Source organism: Enterococcus sp. AZ079, from assembly GCF_050547255.1.
GTDB lineage: Bacteria > Bacillota > Bacilli > Lactobacillales > Enterococcaceae > Enterococcus_D > Enterococcus_D casseliflavus.
This window is the reverse complement of record NZ_CP172955.1, coordinates 1,754,590-1,773,882: the sequence shown is the minus strand read 5'-3', so window position 1 is coordinate 1,773,882 and position 19,293 is coordinate 1,754,590. Positions and strand designations below refer to the sequence as shown.

Here is a 19,293-nt window from a genome sequence, read left to right as displayed (position 1 = left end):
GTGGAGAAATCCACTCCTTTTTTGTACGATAAGATTAACTGTTAGACAGCTGTTTTTACAGCTTCTCGAAACTGAACCGGACTTCGCCAATTTAATTTCTTTTTGATGCGTTTATGGTTGTAATAATAGATATATTGGTCAATTTTTGTTTTCAATTCATCTAAACTCCGATAGACTTCTCCATGAAAAATCTCTTGCTTTAATAAACCAAAGAAGTTTTCCATAGGTGAGTTATCTAAACAATTCCCTTTACGAGACATACTCTGGAAGATTTTATGCTGCTTCAATTTATTCTTATAAGCATTCATTTGATAGGCCCATCCTTGATCTGAATGGAAGGTTCTACGAAATGGACAATCATTTGTCATCTGGATTGCTTCTTCTAATCCTTCCATTATGGCTAGTGCGTTTGGTTTTTCAGAAATCCGATAAGATAGAATTTCACTATTGTAGAAATCCATGAAAGGATCTAAATACAGCTTTTTCTGACGAACGACACCTGCGGTGTCTACTTCATAATACTTAAACTCTGTGGTATCAGTTGTAATTTTTTGGTGACAGATATTTGTATAAAACCGACGATGAATACGATTTTTGGCGACAGTACCAACCTTCCCACGATAAGAATTGTACCGTCGAGATTTTCGAGTGTAAGACTTTACTTCGATACCTAGTTTTTTTATCAGACGTTGAATCTTCTTTTTATTGACATGAATCCCTTGATTCTCTAATTCTTTTTTTAGTCGCAGACAGCCATAGTCTTTATGCTCTTTGCGAATTTCAAGCATTTTTTCTTCAATTTCTTGGTCTGGGTTTGGTCTGTCAAACCGTTTCTGCCAATACATATAGGTTGCTTTAGGAAATTTCAATGTTTCAAGAAGCTCAACTAGTTTGAATGATCCTCGGAGGCTGGCGATGATTCGTGCGATTGATTCTTGCGTCTTTGCTGGGCTTCCTGTTTTCGCAGCTTCCTCAACTCTTTTAAAAAGGCATTCTCAATTTGAAGGGATCGGACTTGCTTTTCTAATGCCTTGATACGCTCGCGTTCTTCAGTTGTTGTATTTTCTTTTTTGTTTTCTTTTTTTCTAGTCAAAGTAAGTGGTCGCCCTTTCTCTTTTGAGAGCCCCTCAATACCTGCTTCTCTGAAATTACGCATCCAATTGGCAATAAGCGCAGGGTTGTTCATTTCTAAAGTGCTAGCAACTTCTCGATAGGACATCTCACTTGTTTGATATAACTCTAGCGCATTTAACTTAAATTGAACAGAATATTTCTGATTTTGATGCTTTCTCAATAGACCTTCCTCTCCGTATTCACGATAGGCATTCACCCAATCACTTACTTGAGACTTGCTTGAAATACCGTATTTGTTGGCAAGATACCGATATCCGCCCACGCCACTAAGATATTCTTTAACGATTTTTAGTTTTAATTCAAAAGGATATTTTGCCATACAAATAACGACCCCCAAAAGTTAGATTTTTTGGTCTAACTTTTGGGGGTCGCTTCAGTCCTTTGCCTTTTTTATTAGTCTGCTTTCTTACTATCTTTAGGTTGTGTTTTTTTCTCTTCAGCAGGTTCGTTTTTCAAGAAACGCTCAATATCGTTTTCCTGTTTTTTCTTGTCTTTGTCGTTATCGGGAAGAAAGGCAAAATCATCAAACATTTTATCTAGCGAGTCTTCTCGTTGGAATTTTAAGCCCATAGGTTCACCTCCAAGCGCCTTAAGTTTACCACGAACGGTGGTAGATTTCATCAAAAAAAGCGAAATAGTGTTCAATCGTTTCCCCCTTTACTATAATTAAAGAAAGGGGATAGAAAAGAGGGATAGCGATGATCAAAACTGAAAAAATCTATGGCTTTCTACAATCGACCCAAATGGAAGCAGCACAGTTGCGTTTGTTGATTGAAAATTGGTTCGCTTTGGTTCGTCTTAGCTATCAGCCGACGGAATACTACTACAATCAACAAGCAAAGAAACCTTATGATTTTGATGAAATCAGTCGGTTGTTGCATAACGCCCCTGAAGAAATCAATACAGAAATTATTGTCACGGATGGACAAAATGAGTCTAGTATCCATGTCATTCAAGAGGCAGTTTTACAACGGCATCTGTTTACAAAAGAGGTGTTTTCCGCGCAAAAACCAGTGATTTTAAGTTACTTTGATGAAACGATGCAAAGAGATGGCTTGTTCGGCTATTTGCGTTCATATGACGAGTACTTGATGCATAACGTCGAAGGAATCGAGAAAAGACAAAATTTTCAATCGATTGCTGAAATCAACGCGTTACCGAAGCGGAAAAATTTTGAACAAGAAATCGTCATCGACTGCAATCAATTTGCTGGGTACGATGTTTTTTACAATGGCTATACATTGACTTCTTGCTGGCGCATGTACTTTTCGGCATTCTACGCGCATATCATTCCTCAAGTGATCATTACTGATGCGCAACAGGTGGAGCAAGTGCAGGTAAGAGACCAAGGGGTCGTGATGGTGGAATTGTATCGCGATCCTTTCCAGTGGGATCACGAATTGAATCTATCCTATCAGCGATTGTTTCGCGATCAAACTGGAATCGATCAATTGACTTGGGATAACGGGGTCGGTATTTTGAGAGAACCATATATTGAATATGCCTTTTGGGATCACTTGATCCAAACCATCCAATACCAAAATGATCGACTGCAGCCGACAACAAAACGCAGCGCGACACATTTTGTCACCAGAAGCTTCGACCTCGTGAACGAAGAGTATCAAGAGCGGCGAGTGAAAGGGTATCTGAATGCCCAAGCGTATTTTCCTTGGGTGGATCAAGAGCGGTTGCGAATGATGGATTATATCGTATTAAAACCGGAATTGACTGTAGATGATGGGGTCGAGGCATATGCCTTTTATATTCGGAATCACCTCGAAATTGATTACTCAGAGGATCGCTTTAAAGACTACACAGCTTGCTTACAATTTTATTTACCAGAAACAGCCTTGAAGGAGCTGCCAATAGACGGATTGAAAGCAGCGATGCCGGATGTTCATTTTGGGTATTTGCACCGCACGCGCAAATATACGTGGGTCAATCTAAAAAAGAATGGCAAGAAACTTCGAGTGTATTTTATGAATACCCAAAAGTTAGTCGAGCAGCAGCTTTTTACCAATCAAGAATGAAAAAGACCCGCAAGATCACGAGGATCTTGTGGGTCTTTTCAATTAAGCTGCTTGCTCAGGCGCTTTTTTCAACAAACCGAATACGACGCCAGAAACGATCGCACCGATCAAGATGAATAGCAAGAACAAAATTGGTTTCGATAATAACAGGACAACGAAGATCCCACCATGTGGCGCCATTAGTTGGATATCAAAGGCACCGACAAGCGCACCAGTCAGTGCAGAACCAACGATAAAGCTTGGGATCGCCCGCAATGGATCTGCTGCTGCAAATGGGATCGCACCTTCTGTGACGAAGGATAGCCCCATGACGATATTTGTCAAACCTGCTTCTTTTTGGTCTTTTGTGAATTTATTTTTGAACAATAACGTTGCGACAAAGATTGCTAATGGAGGAACCATTCCGCCCGCCATTACAGATGCCATCACGACGCTACCACCGTCAGCAACGGTCGTTGCCAATGTTGCAGTACCGAAAACATAAGCGGCTTTGTTGATTGGGCCGCCTAGATCGGCTGCCATCATCGCTGCTAACAAAGCGCCAAGTAAAGCTGCGTTGGTACCACTTAAGCCAGTCAAGAAGCTGTTCAAACCGTCGTTGATAGCTTTCATTGGCACGTTGATCAGTAACATCAAGAAGCCAGTGATCAATAGGCCGAAAACAGGGTAGAAGAGGATCGTTTTGATTCCTTCTAATGATTTTGGTAAGCCTTTGAATAATGAACGTAAGAACTTGATGACGTAACCAGCTAAGAAACCGCCGATCAAGGCACCTAAGAACCCAGCACCACCTGTATTTGCTAACGCACCTGCTGCAAAACCGACGATCAATCCAGGTCGGTCACTGATACTTGAAGCGATAAATCCAGCTAAGACAGGTAGCATAAAACCAAATGCCGCGCTACCGATTTGATTGAACCAAGAAGCTGCTTGGTTGTAGTTTCCTAATTGACTCAAGGCATCTTGAGGGACACCCATGAACTGGTCCACCATGAAGGAAATAGCGATCATGATTCCACCGGCAATAACAAATGGCAGCATATGAGAAACACCATTCATCAAATCTTTATAGATTCGTTGACCGACTGAACCATCAGCAGAAGCGTCCTCTTTATCAGAAGCTTGGCCGCTACCATGAAAAACAGGAGCAGTACCGCTCATTGCTTCATTGATTAATTGCTCGGTTTTACGGATACCATCACTGACAGGACGGTTTACTAAATGTTTGCCGTCAAAGCGATCCATTTCTACTTTTTTATCAGCAGCTACGATTACACCAGTAGCTCGGGCGATATCAGCTTCTGTTAGACGATTTTTGATTCCTTCTGAACCATTTGTTTCGACTTTGATGTCAACACCCAGCTCTTTGGCTTTCTTTTTCAAAGCATCTTCTGCCATGTAGGTATGGGCGATTCCTGTCGGGCAAGCTGTAACTGCGACGATATAGGGACGTTCGCTAGCAAGTGCTGCTTCTTGGTTTGCCGCTTCTTCTGCTAAAGCATCGGCTTCTTGCTGTGCCTCAGCTTCTGAGAAAAGTTGCTGTACTTGATCAGCAGTCGTCGCTGTTTTTAATTTAGCAACGAAATCCGGATCGATCAACAAGCGAGATAGCGCTGCTAATGCTTGTAAATGAGTATCATTTGCTCCTTCTGGTGCTGCGATCATAAAGAAGAAGTACGTTGGTTGTCCATCTAACGCCTCATAGTCAACACCCGCATTACTTTTTGCGAATAAGACCGTCGCTTCTTTGACCGCACTGTTTTTGGCATGAGGCATTGCGATGCCTTCACCTAGCCCTGTTGATGTTTGAGCTTCTCGGGCAAGAATTCCTTCTTTGTAGACCTCGATATCTGAAATTCGTCCGACAGCATATAATTTTGCTACCATTTCATCAATGGCACCTTTTTTGTCTGTTGCTTGTAAGTCCATAATCATGGCATCTTTCAGCATCAACTCATTGATTTTCATTTTTTCCATCCTCCTATAGATTCACTTGTTCAATTATGACTTCCGGTAGTAATTCTTCGATAAATGACGCCTCAGCTAAATCATCTGAAAACGCAGTGGCACTGCCACAAGCGACTCCCCATTTGAATGCTTCAACCACATCTTTGGTCTTTGCATAACGCCCAATGAATCCAGCAATCATGGAATCTCCAGCGCCGACTGAATTTTTCAAAGGTCGTTTCAACACATTGGATCGATAGATCTCATTGCCAGTAAAGAGCAGGGCGCCATCGCCGCCTAGAGAGACAATGACATTTTTAGCGCCATCCTTTAGCATTCTTTGACCATAAGGCAAAATATCTTCGATTGTTGAAAAAGAAGTTTCATAAAGTTCGGCTAATTCATGATTATTTGGTTTGATCAGCAAAGGCTGATCGGATAAAGCATCAAAAAGTTCCGCGCCGGTCGTATCAATGACAAATTCCGCACCCGCTTCTTTAACGATTTTGATCAATTCTTTATAAAAGTCGGTTGGAAGACCAGCTGGTTTACTTCCTGATAGGATGACGATGTCTTCGGCAGAAAGAGTGGCTAATTGGTGTTTCAATTCAGCAATTTCTTGCTGGCGAATGACTGGACCAAGACCGTTGATTTCTGTTTCTTCGCCGGATTTTAGTTTGATATTGATTCGTGTGTCCGCAGCGACTTGGGTAAAGTTGCTGTTGATTTCCTCTTTGGTCAGCCACTCTTCAATAAAACGACCAGTAAATCCGCCAACGAAACCAAGGGCAGTCGAGGCGATGCCGATGCGTTTCAAAATCCGTGAGACATTGATTCCTTTGCCGCCAGGTAGTTTAAAGTCTTGTTTCATTCGATTAAGGGCGCCGATTTCCAAATGATCGACATGGACGATAAAGTCGATCGATGGATTGAGTGTTACTGTGTAAATCATTGTATTACCTCCATAATGGTTGTTTTTGCTCTGAATTTCGCTAAATAGTTTTTTGGGCAATAATCGGTGATGATCGTCGCACCTTCGATAAAAGCAACTTGAGCAAAAGTCGTTTGCTGAAATTTGGAATGGTCTAGCAAGACATAGGCTTGTTGACTGTGCTCTAAAGCGATCTGCTTGATCAGGGCTTCTTCAGGATCAGGTGTTGTGAATCCAGCCTCAGAATGAGCCCCGTTCATGCCCATAAAGCAACGATTAAAGCGTAGTTTTCGCAGTTGCTTACCAGCATTGATCCCTAACACAGCGTTCGTCGATATCTTAATGGTCCCCCCTAAAATCATGGTGTCGATCCCGTGATCGATCAATAGGGAAGCGTGTTTGACGGAGTTTGTGACCACCTTAAGGCCTGAGATAGCCGATAGGAAAGGAATCATTTCGAGGGTCGTTGTGCCAGCATCTAAGTAAATGACTTCACCATTTTTGATCGTCTGGGCAGCTGCTCTTGCTATCTTTTGTTTTTCCGTTTGAAACTTCGCCGTTTTTTCTGACATGTTTGGTTCGAAGCCTAATTGCTGACTTTTCTTGGCTCCACCGTGAATTCTGACTAAAAATCCTTTGTCTTCCAACTCTTGCAGGTCTCGACGGATCGTTGATTCTGAAGCATCCAACAGTTGAATCAGGTCACTGACCTTGACGATTTCTTCTTGTTCCAATCGTGCCAAAATCGCTTGATGACGCTCCTCTGTAAGCATTTTCATCACCTCTTCACCTGCCATGATACCATATGATTCGTTCAAAAGCAATCATAAACAGTAAAAAACATTCAAAATGAAAGCGTGAATAAATGGAATCGGTCATAAACGGTCATGATAACCGTCATTTTGATTTAATAGCTATCCTTATATTTGACAATTTTTACTATTATTTGGCTTAATTGAAGTAAGGGGGGATAAATAAATGAATAACAAAGTCATTTTACAAGGGTTCGAATGGGACCTGCCGGCAGATAGCCAGCACTGGAACAAATTGAAAGAAATGAGTAAAGAAATCAAAGAGTATGGATTTACCGCAATTTGGCTGCCGCCTGCCTATAAAGGGACAGCTGGGTCCGAAGACGTTGGGTATGGTGTCTATGATTATTATGATCTAGGCGAATTCGATCAAAAGGGGTCGGTGCCAACAAAATATGGGACAAAGGATGAATACCTAGAAGCCATCAAAGCACTGCAAGAACAAGGAATAGAGGTTTATGCCGACATCGTTTTCAATCACTTGATTGGTGCCGATGAAAAAGAAGTCGTTCCAGCGGTTAAATACAATACCGAAAACCGTAATGAACCGATCAGTGATGAGGAAGAAATCGAAGCTTGGACCAAGTTCACATTCCCAGGACGTCAGGGGACGTACAATGATTACGTTTGGACGTGGCATAATTTTTCTGGTGTCGATTATGATGACCGCAACAAAGACCACGGGATTTTTAACTTCGCTGACAAGGGCTGGGAAAACCAAGTGGATGATGAGATGGGCAATTACGACTACTTAATGGGTTGTGATTTGGACATGGAAAATCCCGAAACAGTGGAACAACTCAATAAATGGGGCCAATGGTACCAAGAACTGACCGGCGTTGACGGGTATCGACTAGATGCGGTCAAACACATTGAGTTCAACTATTACGCGGATTGGATCTTAAACCGACGCGAGGAAAAAGGCAAACCACTATTTGTTGTCGGAGAATATTGGTCAGGGGATCTGCCAAAATTAGAAGAGTATTTAGATTCTTCAGGAAATTTGATTTATTTATTTGATGTGCCATTGCACTACAATTTATATGAAGCATCTCACTCAAATGGCGAATACGATATGAGCCAAATTTTTGCAGGTACGTTGACCGCCGCTCGCGAAGATTATGCAGTGACTTTTGTGGATAATCATGACACGCAGGTTGGGCAAAGTTTACAATCTTGGATAGACGGATGGTTCAAAGTCCATGCCTATTCATTGATCCTTTTACGTAAAGCTGGCGTACCAGTAGTTTTCTGGGGGGATTTATTTGGGATTCCCGCGCAAGAAATCGCCCCTGTCGGGGATGCGCTGGTCCATATGCTGAAACTTCGGGAGAAGCTTGCATTCGGGAATCAAGTCGATTATTTCGATGATCCTAATTGCATTGGCTGGGTATTAACTGGCGATTATGAACATGAGCTTTCTGGATTAGCGGTCGTGATGACCAATGCCCAAGGAGCGGAAAAAGAAATGACTATCAGTGCGATCCATGGTGGAGAGACATTCGTGGATATATTGAGAAACAATGAAGCGAAAGTTGTTTTAGATGATACCGGAAAAGGTGTTTTCCCGGTCAATGATGGGCAAGTCTCGATTTATGTAAATGAAAAACTAGTAGAGAAGTACTTTAGTTAACCAAAATCTTCAAACGAATAAAAAGGCTGGTAGGTTTACAGCCTTTTTATTATGTAAACAAACCAAGCCTGCTTTCTCTTGAAAAATCGCATGAATCGTAAGGGAAAAAATCAGAGCGCTTTTAATTAAAAGTTTTCAAAGCGTTCGGTTTTCCCCTTTCCCGGATAATGCTATAATTGAGAAGATTGAGAAAGAAAGGATGTTTAAAATCATGTCATCCAAAAGTGAATTACTTGAACGCATGAACCCACGGCAAAAAGAAGCCGTTATGCATACGGAAGGACCGTTGCTGCTGATGGCAGGTGCAGGAAGCGGGAAGACCCGTGTCCTAACCCACCGAATCGCCTATTTAATAGAAGAAAAAAATGTGAATCCATGGAATATTTTAGCCATCACATTTACCAATAAAGCGGCACGTGAAATGAAGGAACGGGTCAGTCAACTATTAGGATCGGGTGGAGAAGACGTTTGGGTTTCAACCTTCCACTCGATGTGTGTCAGAATCTTGCGCAGGGACGTTGATCGTATTGGCTATTCGAAGAATTTTACCATCATTGACTCTTCTGAGCAAAATACACTGATGAAACGGGTATTAAAAGAACTGAATATCGATCCCAAAAAATATGATCCTCGTTCTATTTTGGGAACGATCTCTCATGCCAAGAACGAGCTGTTGACACCTGAAGCTTACCAAGCCATGGAAGGTAGTCTATTTGAGCAGATCGTAGGTCGTTGTTATGAAAAATATCAAAAAGAGCTGCGCAATAATCAATGCATGGACTTCGATGATTTAATCATGAATACGATCCGCCTCTTCCAAGACAATGAAGATGCGCTGCAATTTTATCAACGGAAATTCCACTATATCCATGTCGATGAATACCAAGATACCAACCACGCCCAATACACACTGGTCAATTTATTGGCCGCTCGTTTTCGAAATCTTTGTGTTGTTGGGGATGCGGACCAAAGTATTTACGGTTGGCGTGGTGCCAACATGCAAAATATTTTAGACTTTGAAAAGGACTATCCAGATGCCGCAACGATTTTGTTAGAGCAAAACTATCGTTCAACGCAAACGATTTTAAATGCGGCAAACCAAGTAATCAAAAATAACCGCAACCGTCCAGATAAAAATCTATGGACAGAAAATCATGATGGGGAAAAGATCACTTATTATCGCGGGGATAGTGAACGAGATGAAGCACGATTTATCGTCAGTGAAATGCAAAAACAAATTGCAGAAAAGAACCGTAAATTCGGTGATTTTGCGATATTGTATCGGACCAATGCCCAGTCACGGATCATTGAAGAAATGCTTTTAAAAGCCAACGTTCCTTATACGATGGTCGGCGGCAGAAAATTCTATGACCGCAAAGAAATCCGTGATATTTTGGCCTATTTATCGGCGATCGCCAATCCGCGAGATTCCATCAGCTTAGAGCGTATCATCAATGTACCAAAACGTGGGATCGGTGCGACATCCGTCGAGAAACTACGAGCGTTTGCGAATCTTCATGAATGGTCATTGTTAGAAGCAGCCATGAACGTCGAGTTAGCGAATATTTCTGGAAAGGCTGGCAAAGAATTAGGAAGCTTTGGGATGATGATGGATGGCTTCGCCCAGATGGTTCCTTACCTATCAGTAACCGAACTGACAAAAGAAATATTAGAAAGAACGGGTTATCGTCAAGAGTTAGTCAACCAGAATAATTTAGAAGCACAAGCTAGACTTGAAAACTTGGAAGAATTTTTATCGGTTACCCAAGAATTCGACAAACGATTTGAGGCGCAAAACGAAGACGATGCAGATGCACCAGATGAGAAGTTGAGTGTTTTCTTAAATGACTTAGCTTTATTGTCAGACGTCGATAGTTATGAAGAAGAAAGTAGTCAAGTGACTTTGATGACCTTGCATGCTGCAAAAGGACTAGAGTTTCCAGTGGTATTTTTGATTGGGTTGGAAGAAAATATCTTCCCGCTTTCTCGTGCCTTAATGGAAGAAAGCGAGCTCGAAGAAGAACGGCGCCTTGCTTACGTGGGAATCACTCGTGCCGAGGAAGAGCTCTTTATGACCAACGCTTTTTCCAGAACATTATACGGTCGGACCCAATACAATCGTCCGTCTCGGTTTATCGAAGAGATCGAACAAGATCTGCTGCAATCATTAGGCGAGCGTTCACAGCCGAAAGCTGCTGCACCGTTTCAACCAAAAGTGTTCAAACCGAGCTATACACAGCCGCGTCAAACGACTGTCGCTTCTAAACAACAGACTTCTGCAGCTGGTAATACATGGCAAGTTGGCGAGAAAGTTCAACATAAAAAATGGGGAATCGGTACCGTCGTTCGGACGACTGGCAGCGCGCAAGATGTTGAATTAGATGTGGCGTTCCCACAACAAGGAGTCAAACGATTGTTGGCGGCCTTTGCGCCGATTGAAAAAGTTGAAAAATAAGGAGGATATTAGGATGGATGTCCCTTCAAAAGAAATCCAATCACGAGCAGAAGAGCTGCGCACACAATTAAATCAGTATGCTTACGAATACTATGTAAAAGATCAGCCTTCCGTGGAAGATTATCTCTATGATCAGCTATATGCAGAACTGGTTGAAATTGAAACCAATTATCCGCAGCTAGTAACCGAAGACTCACCCACCCAACGAGTAGGCGGTATCATTTTACCTGGCTTTGAAAAGGTCACGCATGATATTCCGCTATATAGCCTGAACGATGTCTTTGACAAAGAAGGAATCGTGGCTTTTGATGCCCGTGTTCAAAAAGCACTGGGGAAAGCGGTAGATTATGTCTGCGAGTTAAAGATCGATGGATTGTCAATTTCCTTGAAATATGAAGAAGGGCGCTTTGTTCGTGGAGCAACTCGAGGAGATGGTACGGTAGGTGAAAACATTACAGAAAACCTAAAGACCGTCAAATCGATTCCACTGAAATTAAAAGAACCGATCTCGTTGGAAGTTCGCGGCGAATGCTATATGCCAAAGGCTTCGTTTTTGAAATTGAATCAACAGCGAGAAGAAGAAGGGGCGGAAGTTTTTGCCAATCCTAGAAACGCAGCGGCTGGAAGCTTGCGACAATTAGACACACGGATCGCAGCCCAAAGAAACTTAAGCACCTTCTTGTACACACTAGCTGACTTTGGACCAATTGAAGCCAATGATCAATTTTCAGCATTGAATGAACTGGATCAATTAGGCTTTCGTACAAATCACGAACGCAGAGTGTGCCACACCATCGATGAGGTTTGGGCATATATCGAAGAGTTTCATGACAAGCGCAGTGAGCTTCCCTATGAGATTGACGGCGTAGTCATCAAAGTCAATAATTTCAAAGATCAAGATGCGCTAGGCTTTACCGTAAAAGCACCCCGATGGGCGGCGGCATATAAGTTTCCACCGGAAGAAGCGGAAACAGTGATCGAAACGATCGAATGGACCGTGGGACGGACGGGTGTTGTGACACCGACCGCTGTGATGACCCCTGTTCGTGTTGCTGGAACGACGGTCAGCCGTGCCAGTCTCCATAATGTAGATTTCATTAAAATGAAAGACATCCGCATTGGCGATTCGGTCATCATCTTTAAGGCGGGGGACATTATTCCAGAGGTTGCGAAAGTCTTGGAAGAAAAACGAACAGAAGCAAGTCAACCCTTTGAATCGCCTACACATTGTCCCGAATGTGGGAGTGAGCTGATCCATTTAGATGAAGAAGTTGCCTTGCGTTGTATCAATCCAAAGTGTCCAGCACAGATCAAAGAAGGACTCAGCCATTTCGTTTCACGGAATGCTATGAACATTGACGGTTTAGGACCCCGTGTTTTAGAGCAAATGTTCGATAAATCCTTAGTTAAAGATGTGGCCGACTTGTACTTTTTAACAGAAGAACAATTGTTGACCCTTGATAAAATCAAAGAGAAATCAGCCAATAACCTGTTGCGGGCGATTCATCAGAGTAAAGGAAATTCGGTTGAACGTTTGATTTTTGGGCTAGGCATCCGTCATGTCGGTGCGAAAGCGGCTCGGATTTTAGCAGAACATTTCGGTGATCTGCGGGCGCTCAGCAAAGCCAAGGAAGAAGAAATCATTTCGCTAGAAGCTATCGGCGCAACGATTGCTGAAAGTGTCGTCACGTATTTTGACAATCAAGAAGTTCACGACCTGTTAGATGAACTTGAAAGAGCGGGTGTCAACTTTGCTTATTTGGGGCTTAGAAATGAACAGTTGGAAGACGTCGAATCACCATTTAAAGAGAAAACCGTCGTTTTAACAGGAAAATTAAGTCACTTCACTCGTGAAGAAGCCAAGGAACGAATTGAAAATCTCGGTGGGAAGGTAACAGGCAGTGTATCGAAAAAGACCGATATCGTTGTTGCTGGGGAAGAGGCAGGCAGCAAACTGACCAAAGCACAATCCCTAGGTGTCACCGTTTGGGATGAAGCTCAAATGGTGGCTGCGATCGAAGGCAGTCATTCGGCAGATCAATAACCTTTAAGCATTGTCACAGACGAGAAGCAGTTGTTTTTTCTTGTCTAATTGAAATCATTTCTTCCCTGCACTACGAGGAAAGAAATGATTTCTGCTTTTATTTGCAATTATATTTGATAATTTTCAAATTCTATTTCATGATTTGTTAAAAAAATGATACAATACATTGGAAAAACGTAAACGTAGATTACGGATACGAGAAAGAGGAGGATTTTATGGCGATCAGCGAAGAACAAGTCAAACACGTTGCCAAACTAGCAAAACTTTCATTCTCAGACGATGAATTACATGAGTTTACCTCTCAGCTAGGGAAAATTATTGATATGGTTGAAACACTTGAAGAAGTGGACACCACAGGAGTACCATTCACATCGAATGTCGCAGAAACGATTAACGTGATGCGTGAAGATGTAACGACCGGCGGCTGGGACCGTGATGAATTAATGAAAAATGTTCCAGAATCCGAAGAAGGCTTTATCAAAGTGCCTGCAATCATTGATAATGGGGAGGCGGGTGCCTAATGACTGAATTATATAAAAAAAGCTTAGAAGAATTACACAGCTTATTAGTGTCAAAGGAAATTACTGCAACAGACTTAACGAGCGAAACCTTTGCTCGCATTAAAGAAACAGAGCCGAAAGTCGATGCGTTTCTAGCGTTGAATGAAGAAAAAGCCCATGAGTTAGCGCAAGCTATCGATCAAAAAGGTATCACTGAAGGCAATGTGTTGGCAGGGATTCCCATTGGGATCAAAGATAGCATTGTTACGAAAGATCTACGCACAACAGCGGCTTCTAAAATTTTAGGCAACTTTGACCCAATCTACGATGCAACAGTCATGGACAAAGTTTACCAAGCAGACATGATTCCAGTTGGTAAGTTAAACATGGATGAATTTGCGATGGGCGCAAGTACCGAAACGTCGTTCTTTAAGAAAACGAAAAACGCTTGGGATGAGACAAAAGTACCTGGTGGTTCATCAGGTGGCTCGGCGGCTGCCGTTGCAGCGGGACAAGTCCCATTATCTTTAGGTAGCGATACAGGTGGTTCGATTCGCCAACCAGCAGCTTTCAATGGAATCGTCGGGATGAAGCCAACCTACGGACGGGTTTCTCGTTTTGGTCTGATCGCGTTTGCATCATCTTTAGATCAAATTGGACCGATGACGCGTGGTGTGAAAGACAATGCCTTTGCATTAAATGCCATCAGTGGGTTTGATGCGAAAGATAGTACGTCAGCAGGCGCCGCTGTTCCTGATTTTACAGCAGGTTTGACGGGTGATATCAAAGGAATGAAAGTCGCTTTGCCTAAAGAATACTTAGGTGAAGGGATCCAAGCAGGCGTTCGAGAAGCAATCTTAAAAGCAGCGGACACTTTCCGTGCGTTAGGAGCGACTGTGGAAGAAGTCAGCTTGCCACACTCAAAATACGGGGTAGCCGTTTACTATATCATCGCTTCTTCTGAAGCAAGTTCTAATTTGCAACGTTTTGACGGTATTCGTTATGGTTTCCGTTCAGAAAATGTCAGCAATCTAGAAGATGTCTATGTCAATTCTCGCAGTGAAGGATTCGGGGAAGAAGTAAAACGCCGGATCATGTTAGGTACGTTTTCACTAAGTGCTGGCTACTACGATGCCTACTTCAAAAAAGCCGGTCAAGTACGGACGTTGATCAAACAAGATTTCGATAAGGTCTTCAGCCAATACGACTTGATCATTGGCCCAGCTTCCCCAACGGTAGCATTTGGTATTGGAGAAAACATCAATGATCCGATCACCATGTACTTGAATGATATTTTAACCATTCCTGTGAACTTAGCAGGACTGCCAGGGATGTCGATCCCAGCAGGTTTTTCTGAAGGACTGCCAGTCGGCTTGCAGATCATTGGGAAACATTTTGATGAAGCAACCATGTATAAAGCGGCTTATGCCTTTGAACAAGCAACTGATTTCCACACGAAAAAACCAGTGATTTTAGGAGGGGATAAGGCATGAACTTCGAAACAGTCATTGGGCTTGAAGTCCACGTAGAATTAAAAACAGAATCAAAGATTTTTTCTCCAGCACCTGCTCACTTTGGCGCTGAACCAAATAGCAACACGAATGTGATCGACTGGGGCTATCCAGGTGTTTTACCAGTAATGAACAAAGCGGCTATCGAATTTGGGATGAAAGCTGCGCTTGCGCTGAATTGTGAAATCTCAAAAGAAACGCATTTCGACCGCAAAAACTATTTTTATCCCGACAATCCAAAAGCGTATCAAATTTCGCAATTCGATCAACCGATCGGTCATGATGGGTGGATCGAGATCGAAGTGGAAGGCAAAAAGAAAAAGATTCGCATCGAGCGAGTTCATTTGGAAGAAGATGCTGGGAAAAACATGCACGGCAAAGGCGGTTATTCTTATGTTGATCTAAATCGTCAAGGAACCCCTTTGATCGAGATCGTTTCCGAAGCGGATATGCGTTCACCAGAAGAAGCATATGCGTATCTAGAAGCGTTGCGTTCAATCATCTTGTTTACAGAAGTATCCGATGTGAAGATGGAAGAAGGTTCCATGCGTTGTGATGCGAATATTTCGTTGCGACCTTACGGCCAAGAACAATTCGGAACAAAAACAGAACTGAAAAACTTAAACTCTATGTCCTTCGTGAAAAAAGGGTTGGCATTTGAAGAAAAACGCCAAGCCAAAGTATTGCTTTCTGGAGGCGAGATCCAACAAGAAACTCGACGTTTTGATGAAGCAACCAGCAAAACCTTATTGATGCGTGTCAAAGAAGGTTCTTCTGATTATCGTTACTTCCCAGAACCAGATATCCCATGGTTTGTGATCGATGATGAATGGATCGAACGTGTACGTCAAAGCTTGCCAGAAATGCCGCAAAAACGTCGTGCCCGTTACATCTCTGAATTGGGCTTACCAGAATATGATGCAATGGTCTTGACTTTATCAAAAGAAATGTCCGATTTCTTTGAAAAAACCATCGATGCTGGTGCTGATCCTAAACAAGCTTCTAACTGGTTGATGGGTGAAGTTTCAGCGTATCTGAACAGCGAGAAATTGGAACTGCCAGAAACGAAATTAACCCCAGACAATTTAGCGGGAATGATTCGTTTGATCGCCGATGGCACGATCAGTTCGAAGATTGCGAAAAAAGTCTTCAAAGAGTTGATCACAAACGGCGGCGACGCTGAAGAAGTCGTAAAAGCCAAAGGATTGATCCAATTATCAGATCCTGCGCAATTACTACCAATGATCAATGAAGTATTAGATAACAACCAACAATCCGTCGATGACTTCAAGAACGGAAAAGACCGCGCAGTCGGTTTCTTAGTTGGTCAAATCATGAAAGCAACCAAAGGACAAGCGAATCCAGGCGTTGTGAACAAGCTGTTGCAAGAAGAACTAGCAAAGCGATAAGAGGCAAGCGATGAAAAGAGCAAGAGTAATCTACAACCCGACATCTGGGAAAGAATTGATTCGAAAAAACTTAGCAGATATTTTAGATGTTTTGGAAACTGGCGGTTATGAGGCGAGTGCATTTGCCACGACCGCTGCGCCATTTTCCGCTCGTGATGAAGCAAGAAGAGCCGGCGAAGCTGGTTTTGATTTGGTGGTAGCTGCCGGTGGGGATGGCACGATCAATGAAGTCGTCAATGGGATCGCTCCTTTAGAAAAGCGACCAAAAATGGCGATCATTCCTGGAGGCACGACCAATGACTACGCACGAGCACTAAAGATTCCCCGTACGGATATCAAAGCAGCTGCGGAAGTGATTTTGAAGCAGCAGACAGTGAAAATGGATGTCGGAAAAACACCCAACATGTATTTTATCAACATTGCTGCTGGTGGGCACTTAACGGAATTGACCTACGATGTTCCTTCTGAACTGAAAAGTGTTTTTGGCTACTTAGCTTATCTAGCAAAAGGAGCGGAATTACTGCCTCGTGTCAAACCAATCAAAATGCATCTAAAGTATGAAGACGGAGAATACATTGGCGGAGCGTCGATGTTCTTTTTAGGGCTGACGAATTCAGTGGGGGGCTTTGAACAGATTGCGCCTGATGCAAAGCTTGACGATGGGAAATTTTCGTTGATCATTGTCAAAACGGCCAATATTTTTGAGATCGTCCACTTAGTTGCTTTAATGATGAATGGTGGAAAACACATCAACGATCGTCGCCTGATTTATACGAAAACATCTTTTCTTGAAGTAGACGCACCAGAACAGGTCAATCGTTTAATGATCAACCTTGATGGCGAATACGGCGGAGATGCTCCTATGCGCTTTGAAAACCTACACAATCATATTGAGTTTTTTGCAAATGTCGATCAAATCCCTGACGATGCGGTCGTTGGTGAGCAAAATTATCAAGAGATGAGCGAAGGTTTTATTAAAGAAGTCGAACGTCTTTCCGATGAGGACATCAATGGGGATGGCAAGATCGGCGACGAAACAAAGTAAACGATTTTTCTTTTCATGCGAGTTGAAAGAACAGGGACTTTTGGACCTGTTCTTTTTTTAAAACGTAATTGTGGAAAAGCAGGCACCGATTTTTTTTCGAATACTTGATAGAATAGCTTTTCTTAAATTTTAGTAAAGGACGTTTTTTATAAAGTGTTTCACGTTTCGCCTTTGTTTCACGAGATCGGGCGCGGATCATATAAATAAAACGAATAAAATTTCCAAAACACGAATGATAATCATCAAAAAGCGAACTTTTCGAATATATGCTCATTAAAGTTCGTTATTTCCGTATTTCTATCCAATCTATGGATGCAAAAGCGAATAAGAATATGCTATAATGGTGAAACGAAGAAATGGGGGGACCGGAATGGAGCAAATCGATTCTACAAAAGCGCTTGATCTGCTGAGAGATGACGCAGAACGAATCAAAAAGCTGATCCGAAACCAAGAAAATAGTTTATGTATCGCACAATGCAAAGCATTTGAAGAAGTGGTTGATACCCAGATGTATGGTCTATCACGACAAGTGGCATTTGCGATCCGCTTGGGGATCGTTGATAATCAAACAGGACAGCAATTGATGGCGGATCTTGAAAAAGATTTGAACCAATTGTATAGCGAGGTCTACGAGGACCAGCGGACACCTGACATCGGCAAGGAGGCATAAACTTGCCAGAGAAAGTAAAGAAAAGACATTTATTAGATTATAGTATTTTATTACCATATATTGTTATGTGTGTCACGGGCTTGATGATGGTTTATAGTTCCACATCTTACGTTGCGATGACCGCCACACAACCGACCACAGCTGCTTCTTACGTCATCAATCAAACATTATTTTGGTTGGTGAGCCTAATAGCGATCACTGTCATGTATAAAATGAAAACGGATGTTTTTCGGAACAAAAAATTTGTCCAGATCGCCATGATCGTCATCTTGTTCTTATTGATCGCTGCCTTCTTTTTCCCAAGAAGAAATGGGGCACTCGGTTGGTTATCGATTGCTGGCTTTTCCATTCAACCAGCAGAGTATTTAAAGTTTATTGTGATTTGGTTTTTATCGGTGACGCTATCTTATCGTCAAAAAGGTATCCAACAAGAATTTTGGAAAACGGTTTGGCGTCCAATCGGAATCGTTTTTGTCTACACCGGGATCATGGCACTTTATCCCGACTTAGGGAATGCTGTAATCGTTATGTTGCTGGCATTTGTCGTGTTATTGTCTAGCGGATTGAATTACCTGTATACCTTAATATTAGGTGTGGCAGGTATTATCGGTAGTATGTTGATCGTCTTGTTTGTGAATCTAACCGGTGGTAAGCTTTTACCCGACTATGTCTATAGTCGTTTTTCATCTTTTTTGAACCCGTTTGCTGATGAATACGATACAGGTCATCAAATGGTTAATGGGTATTACGCAATGTTCAACGGTGGGCTGTTCGGGCGCGGGCTTGGAAATAGTATCCAAAAACGTGGCTTCTTAAACGAAGCGCACACCGATTATATATTTTCGATCGTTATGGAAGAATTAGGGCTGATCCCATCGATCATCATTTTAGGTGTTTTGTTCTATATGGTGGGACGAATCTTTCTTGTCGGTATCCGTTCAAGAGATCCCTTTAATTCCATGATGTGCATAGGTATAGGGACATTATTTATGTCTCAGATTTTTATCAACTTAGGTGGAATCACTGGTTTGATCCCGTTGACGGGAATCACTTTCCCATTTCTAAGTCAAGGTGGATCAAGCTTGCTGATGCTATCGATTTGTATCGGTTTTGTGTTAAATATCAGTGCCGAAGAAAAGAGGAAACAGGTTTATTTGAATTATTGATCAATT

At 42.3% G+C, this 19,293-nt stretch carries 16 protein-coding genes; 10 read left to right on the top strand and 6 right to left on the bottom strand.

Annotated elements, in window-relative coordinates:
* Nucleotides 1-41: 41 nt before the first annotated feature.
* From IGJ15_RS08540 to IGJ15_RS08530, 3 genes are all read right to left on the bottom strand, one after another.
* A complete protein-coding gene (locus tag IGJ15_RS08540; protein WP_413118969.1) occupies nt 42-917 on the bottom strand; it encodes an IS3 family transposase in 876 nt (291 codons plus the stop codon).
* Complete coding sequence (locus tag IGJ15_RS08535; protein ID WP_430599016.1) at nt 887-1,453, bottom strand: transposase; 567 nt, start codon at nt 1,451-1,453, stop codon at nt 887-889. The genes IGJ15_RS08540 and IGJ15_RS08535 overlap by 31 nt, the downstream gene beginning before the upstream one ends.
* A 74-nt stretch (nt 1,454-1,527) precedes the next feature.
* The gene (locus IGJ15_RS08530) at nt 1,528-1,704 is read right to left on the bottom strand and encodes an SPJ_0845 family protein (RefSeq protein ID WP_254777463.1); all 177 of its coding nucleotides are present in this window, start codon (nt 1,702-1,704) and stop codon (nt 1,528-1,530) included.
* Between the two features lie 128 nt (nt 1,705-1,832).
* On the opposite strand from IGJ15_RS08530, the gene IGJ15_RS08525 reads away from it, so the two are divergent.
* The gene (locus IGJ15_RS08525) at nt 1,833-3,164 is read left to right on the top strand and encodes a hypothetical protein (protein WP_430599015.1); all 1,332 of its coding nucleotides are present in this window, start codon (nt 1,833-1,835) and stop codon (nt 3,162-3,164) included.
* A 42-nt stretch (nt 3,165-3,206) separates the two neighbouring features.
* On the opposite strand, the gene IGJ15_RS08520 is transcribed toward IGJ15_RS08525, so the two are convergent.
* The 3 genes from IGJ15_RS08520 to IGJ15_RS08510 are packed head-to-tail and all read right to left on the bottom strand — an operon-like array spanning nt 3,207 to nt 6,815.
* Complete coding sequence (locus tag IGJ15_RS08520; protein ID WP_430599014.1) at nt 3,207-5,132, bottom strand: PTS fructose transporter subunit IIABC; 1,926 nt, start codon at nt 5,130-5,132, stop codon at nt 3,207-3,209.
* A 13-nt stretch (nt 5,133-5,145) separates the two neighbouring features.
* Complete coding sequence (gene pfkB, locus IGJ15_RS08515) at nt 5,146-6,063, bottom strand: 1-phosphofructokinase (protein ID WP_015509619.1); 918 nt, start codon at nt 6,061-6,063, stop codon at nt 5,146-5,148.
* Complete coding sequence (locus IGJ15_RS08510; RefSeq protein ID WP_201691688.1) at nt 6,060-6,815, bottom strand: DeoR/GlpR family DNA-binding transcription regulator; 756 nt, start codon at nt 6,813-6,815, stop codon at nt 6,060-6,062. The genes pfkB and IGJ15_RS08510 overlap by 4 nt, the downstream gene beginning before the upstream one ends.
* A 205-nt stretch (nt 6,816-7,020) precedes the next feature.
* Here IGJ15_RS08510 and IGJ15_RS08505 point away from each other — a divergent pair, with 205 nt between their 5' ends.
* From IGJ15_RS08505 to IGJ15_RS08465, 9 genes are all read left to right on the top strand, one after another.
* Nucleotides 7,021-8,487 carry an alpha-amylase gene (locus tag IGJ15_RS08505; RefSeq protein ID WP_015509620.1) on the top strand — a complete coding sequence of 489 codons (1,467 nt, stop codon included), beginning with the start codon at nt 7,021-7,023 and terminating at the stop codon, nt 8,485-8,487.
* Between the two features lie 211 nt (nt 8,488-8,698).
* Nucleotides 8,699-10,942: a DNA helicase PcrA gene (pcrA, locus tag IGJ15_RS08500; protein ID WP_430599013.1), complete on the top strand. Its 2,244-nt coding sequence runs from the start codon at nt 8,699-8,701 to the stop codon at nt 10,940-10,942.
* Between the two features lie 13 nt (nt 10,943-10,955).
* Nucleotides 10,956-12,986: an NAD-dependent DNA ligase LigA gene (gene ligA, locus IGJ15_RS08495; RefSeq protein ID WP_086295266.1), complete on the top strand. Its 2,031-nt coding sequence runs from the start codon at nt 10,956-10,958 to the stop codon at nt 12,984-12,986.
* 215 nt (nt 12,987-13,201) lie between these two features.
* Complete coding sequence (gene gatC / locus IGJ15_RS08490) at nt 13,202-13,507, top strand: Asp-tRNA(Asn)/Glu-tRNA(Gln) amidotransferase subunit GatC (protein WP_005225977.1); 306 nt, start codon at nt 13,202-13,204, stop codon at nt 13,505-13,507.
* Nucleotides 13,507-14,979, top strand: coding sequence for an Asp-tRNA(Asn)/Glu-tRNA(Gln) amidotransferase subunit GatA (gene gatA, locus IGJ15_RS08485; RefSeq protein ID WP_430599012.1), 1,473 nt, complete (start codon nt 13,507-13,509; stop codon nt 14,977-14,979). Before gatC ends, gatA begins: the two co-directional genes overlap by 1 nt.
* A complete protein-coding gene (gene gatB / locus IGJ15_RS08480) occupies nt 14,976-16,406 on the top strand; it encodes an Asp-tRNA(Asn)/Glu-tRNA(Gln) amidotransferase subunit GatB (protein ID WP_201689039.1) in 1,431 nt (476 codons plus the stop codon). Before gatA ends, gatB begins: the two co-directional genes overlap by 4 nt.
* A 10-nt stretch (nt 16,407-16,416) precedes the next feature.
* A complete protein-coding gene (locus tag IGJ15_RS08475) occupies nt 16,417-17,451 on the top strand; it encodes a diacylglycerol kinase (RefSeq protein WP_005225980.1) in 1,035 nt (344 codons plus the stop codon).
* Between the two features lie 370 nt (nt 17,452-17,821).
* A complete protein-coding gene (locus IGJ15_RS08470) occupies nt 17,822-18,121 on the top strand; it encodes a YlaN family protein (RefSeq protein WP_010748186.1) in 300 nt (99 codons plus the stop codon).
* A 2-nt stretch (nt 18,122-18,123) separates the two neighbouring features.
* Nucleotides 18,124-19,287 carry an FtsW/RodA/SpoVE family cell cycle protein gene (locus IGJ15_RS08465; RefSeq protein WP_087627421.1) on the top strand — a complete coding sequence of 388 codons (1,164 nt, stop codon included), beginning with the start codon at nt 18,124-18,126 and terminating at the stop codon, nt 19,285-19,287.
* Nucleotides 19,288-19,293: the final 6 nt, after the last annotated feature.

Excerpts from the sequence above, each read along its gene's own strand:
- IGJ15_RS08535 (WP_430599016.1), bottom strand. The coding sequence starts at position 1,453 with ATGGCAAAATATCCTTTTGAATTAAAACTAAAAATCGTTAAAGAATAT.
- IGJ15_RS08530 (WP_254777463.1), bottom strand. The coding sequence starts at position 1,704 with ATGGGCTTAAAATTCCAACGAGAAGACTCGCTAGATAAAATGTTTGAT.
- IGJ15_RS08525 (WP_430599015.1), top strand. The coding sequence starts at position 1,833 with ATGATCAAAACTGAAAAAATCTATGGCTTTCTACAATCGACCCAAATG.
- IGJ15_RS08520 (WP_430599014.1), bottom strand. The coding sequence starts at position 5,132 with ATGAAAATCAATGAGTTGATGCTGAAAGATGCCATGATTATGGACTTA.
- pfkB (WP_015509619.1), bottom strand. The coding sequence starts at position 6,063 with ATGATTTACACAGTAACACTCAATCCATCGATCGACTTTATCGTCCAT.
- IGJ15_RS08510 (WP_201691688.1), bottom strand. The coding sequence starts at position 6,815 with ATGCTTACAGAGGAGCGTCATCAAGCGATTTTGGCACGATTGGAACAA.
- IGJ15_RS08505 (WP_015509620.1), top strand. The coding sequence starts at position 7,021 with ATGAATAACAAAGTCATTTTACAAGGGTTCGAATGGGACCTGCCGGCA.
- pcrA (WP_430599013.1), top strand. The coding sequence starts at position 8,699 with ATGTCATCCAAAAGTGAATTACTTGAACGCATGAACCCACGGCAAAAA.
- ligA (WP_086295266.1), top strand. The coding sequence starts at position 10,956 with ATGGATGTCCCTTCAAAAGAAATCCAATCACGAGCAGAAGAGCTGCGC.
- gatC (WP_005225977.1), top strand. The coding sequence starts at position 13,202 with ATGGCGATCAGCGAAGAACAAGTCAAACACGTTGCCAAACTAGCAAAA.
- gatA (WP_430599012.1), top strand. The coding sequence starts at position 13,507 with ATGACTGAATTATATAAAAAAAGCTTAGAAGAATTACACAGCTTATTA.
- gatB (WP_201689039.1), top strand. The coding sequence starts at position 14,976 with ATGAACTTCGAAACAGTCATTGGGCTTGAAGTCCACGTAGAATTAAAA.
- IGJ15_RS08475 (WP_005225980.1), top strand. The coding sequence starts at position 16,417 with ATGAAAAGAGCAAGAGTAATCTACAACCCGACATCTGGGAAAGAATTG.
- IGJ15_RS08470 (WP_010748186.1), top strand. The coding sequence starts at position 17,822 with ATGGAGCAAATCGATTCTACAAAAGCGCTTGATCTGCTGAGAGATGAC.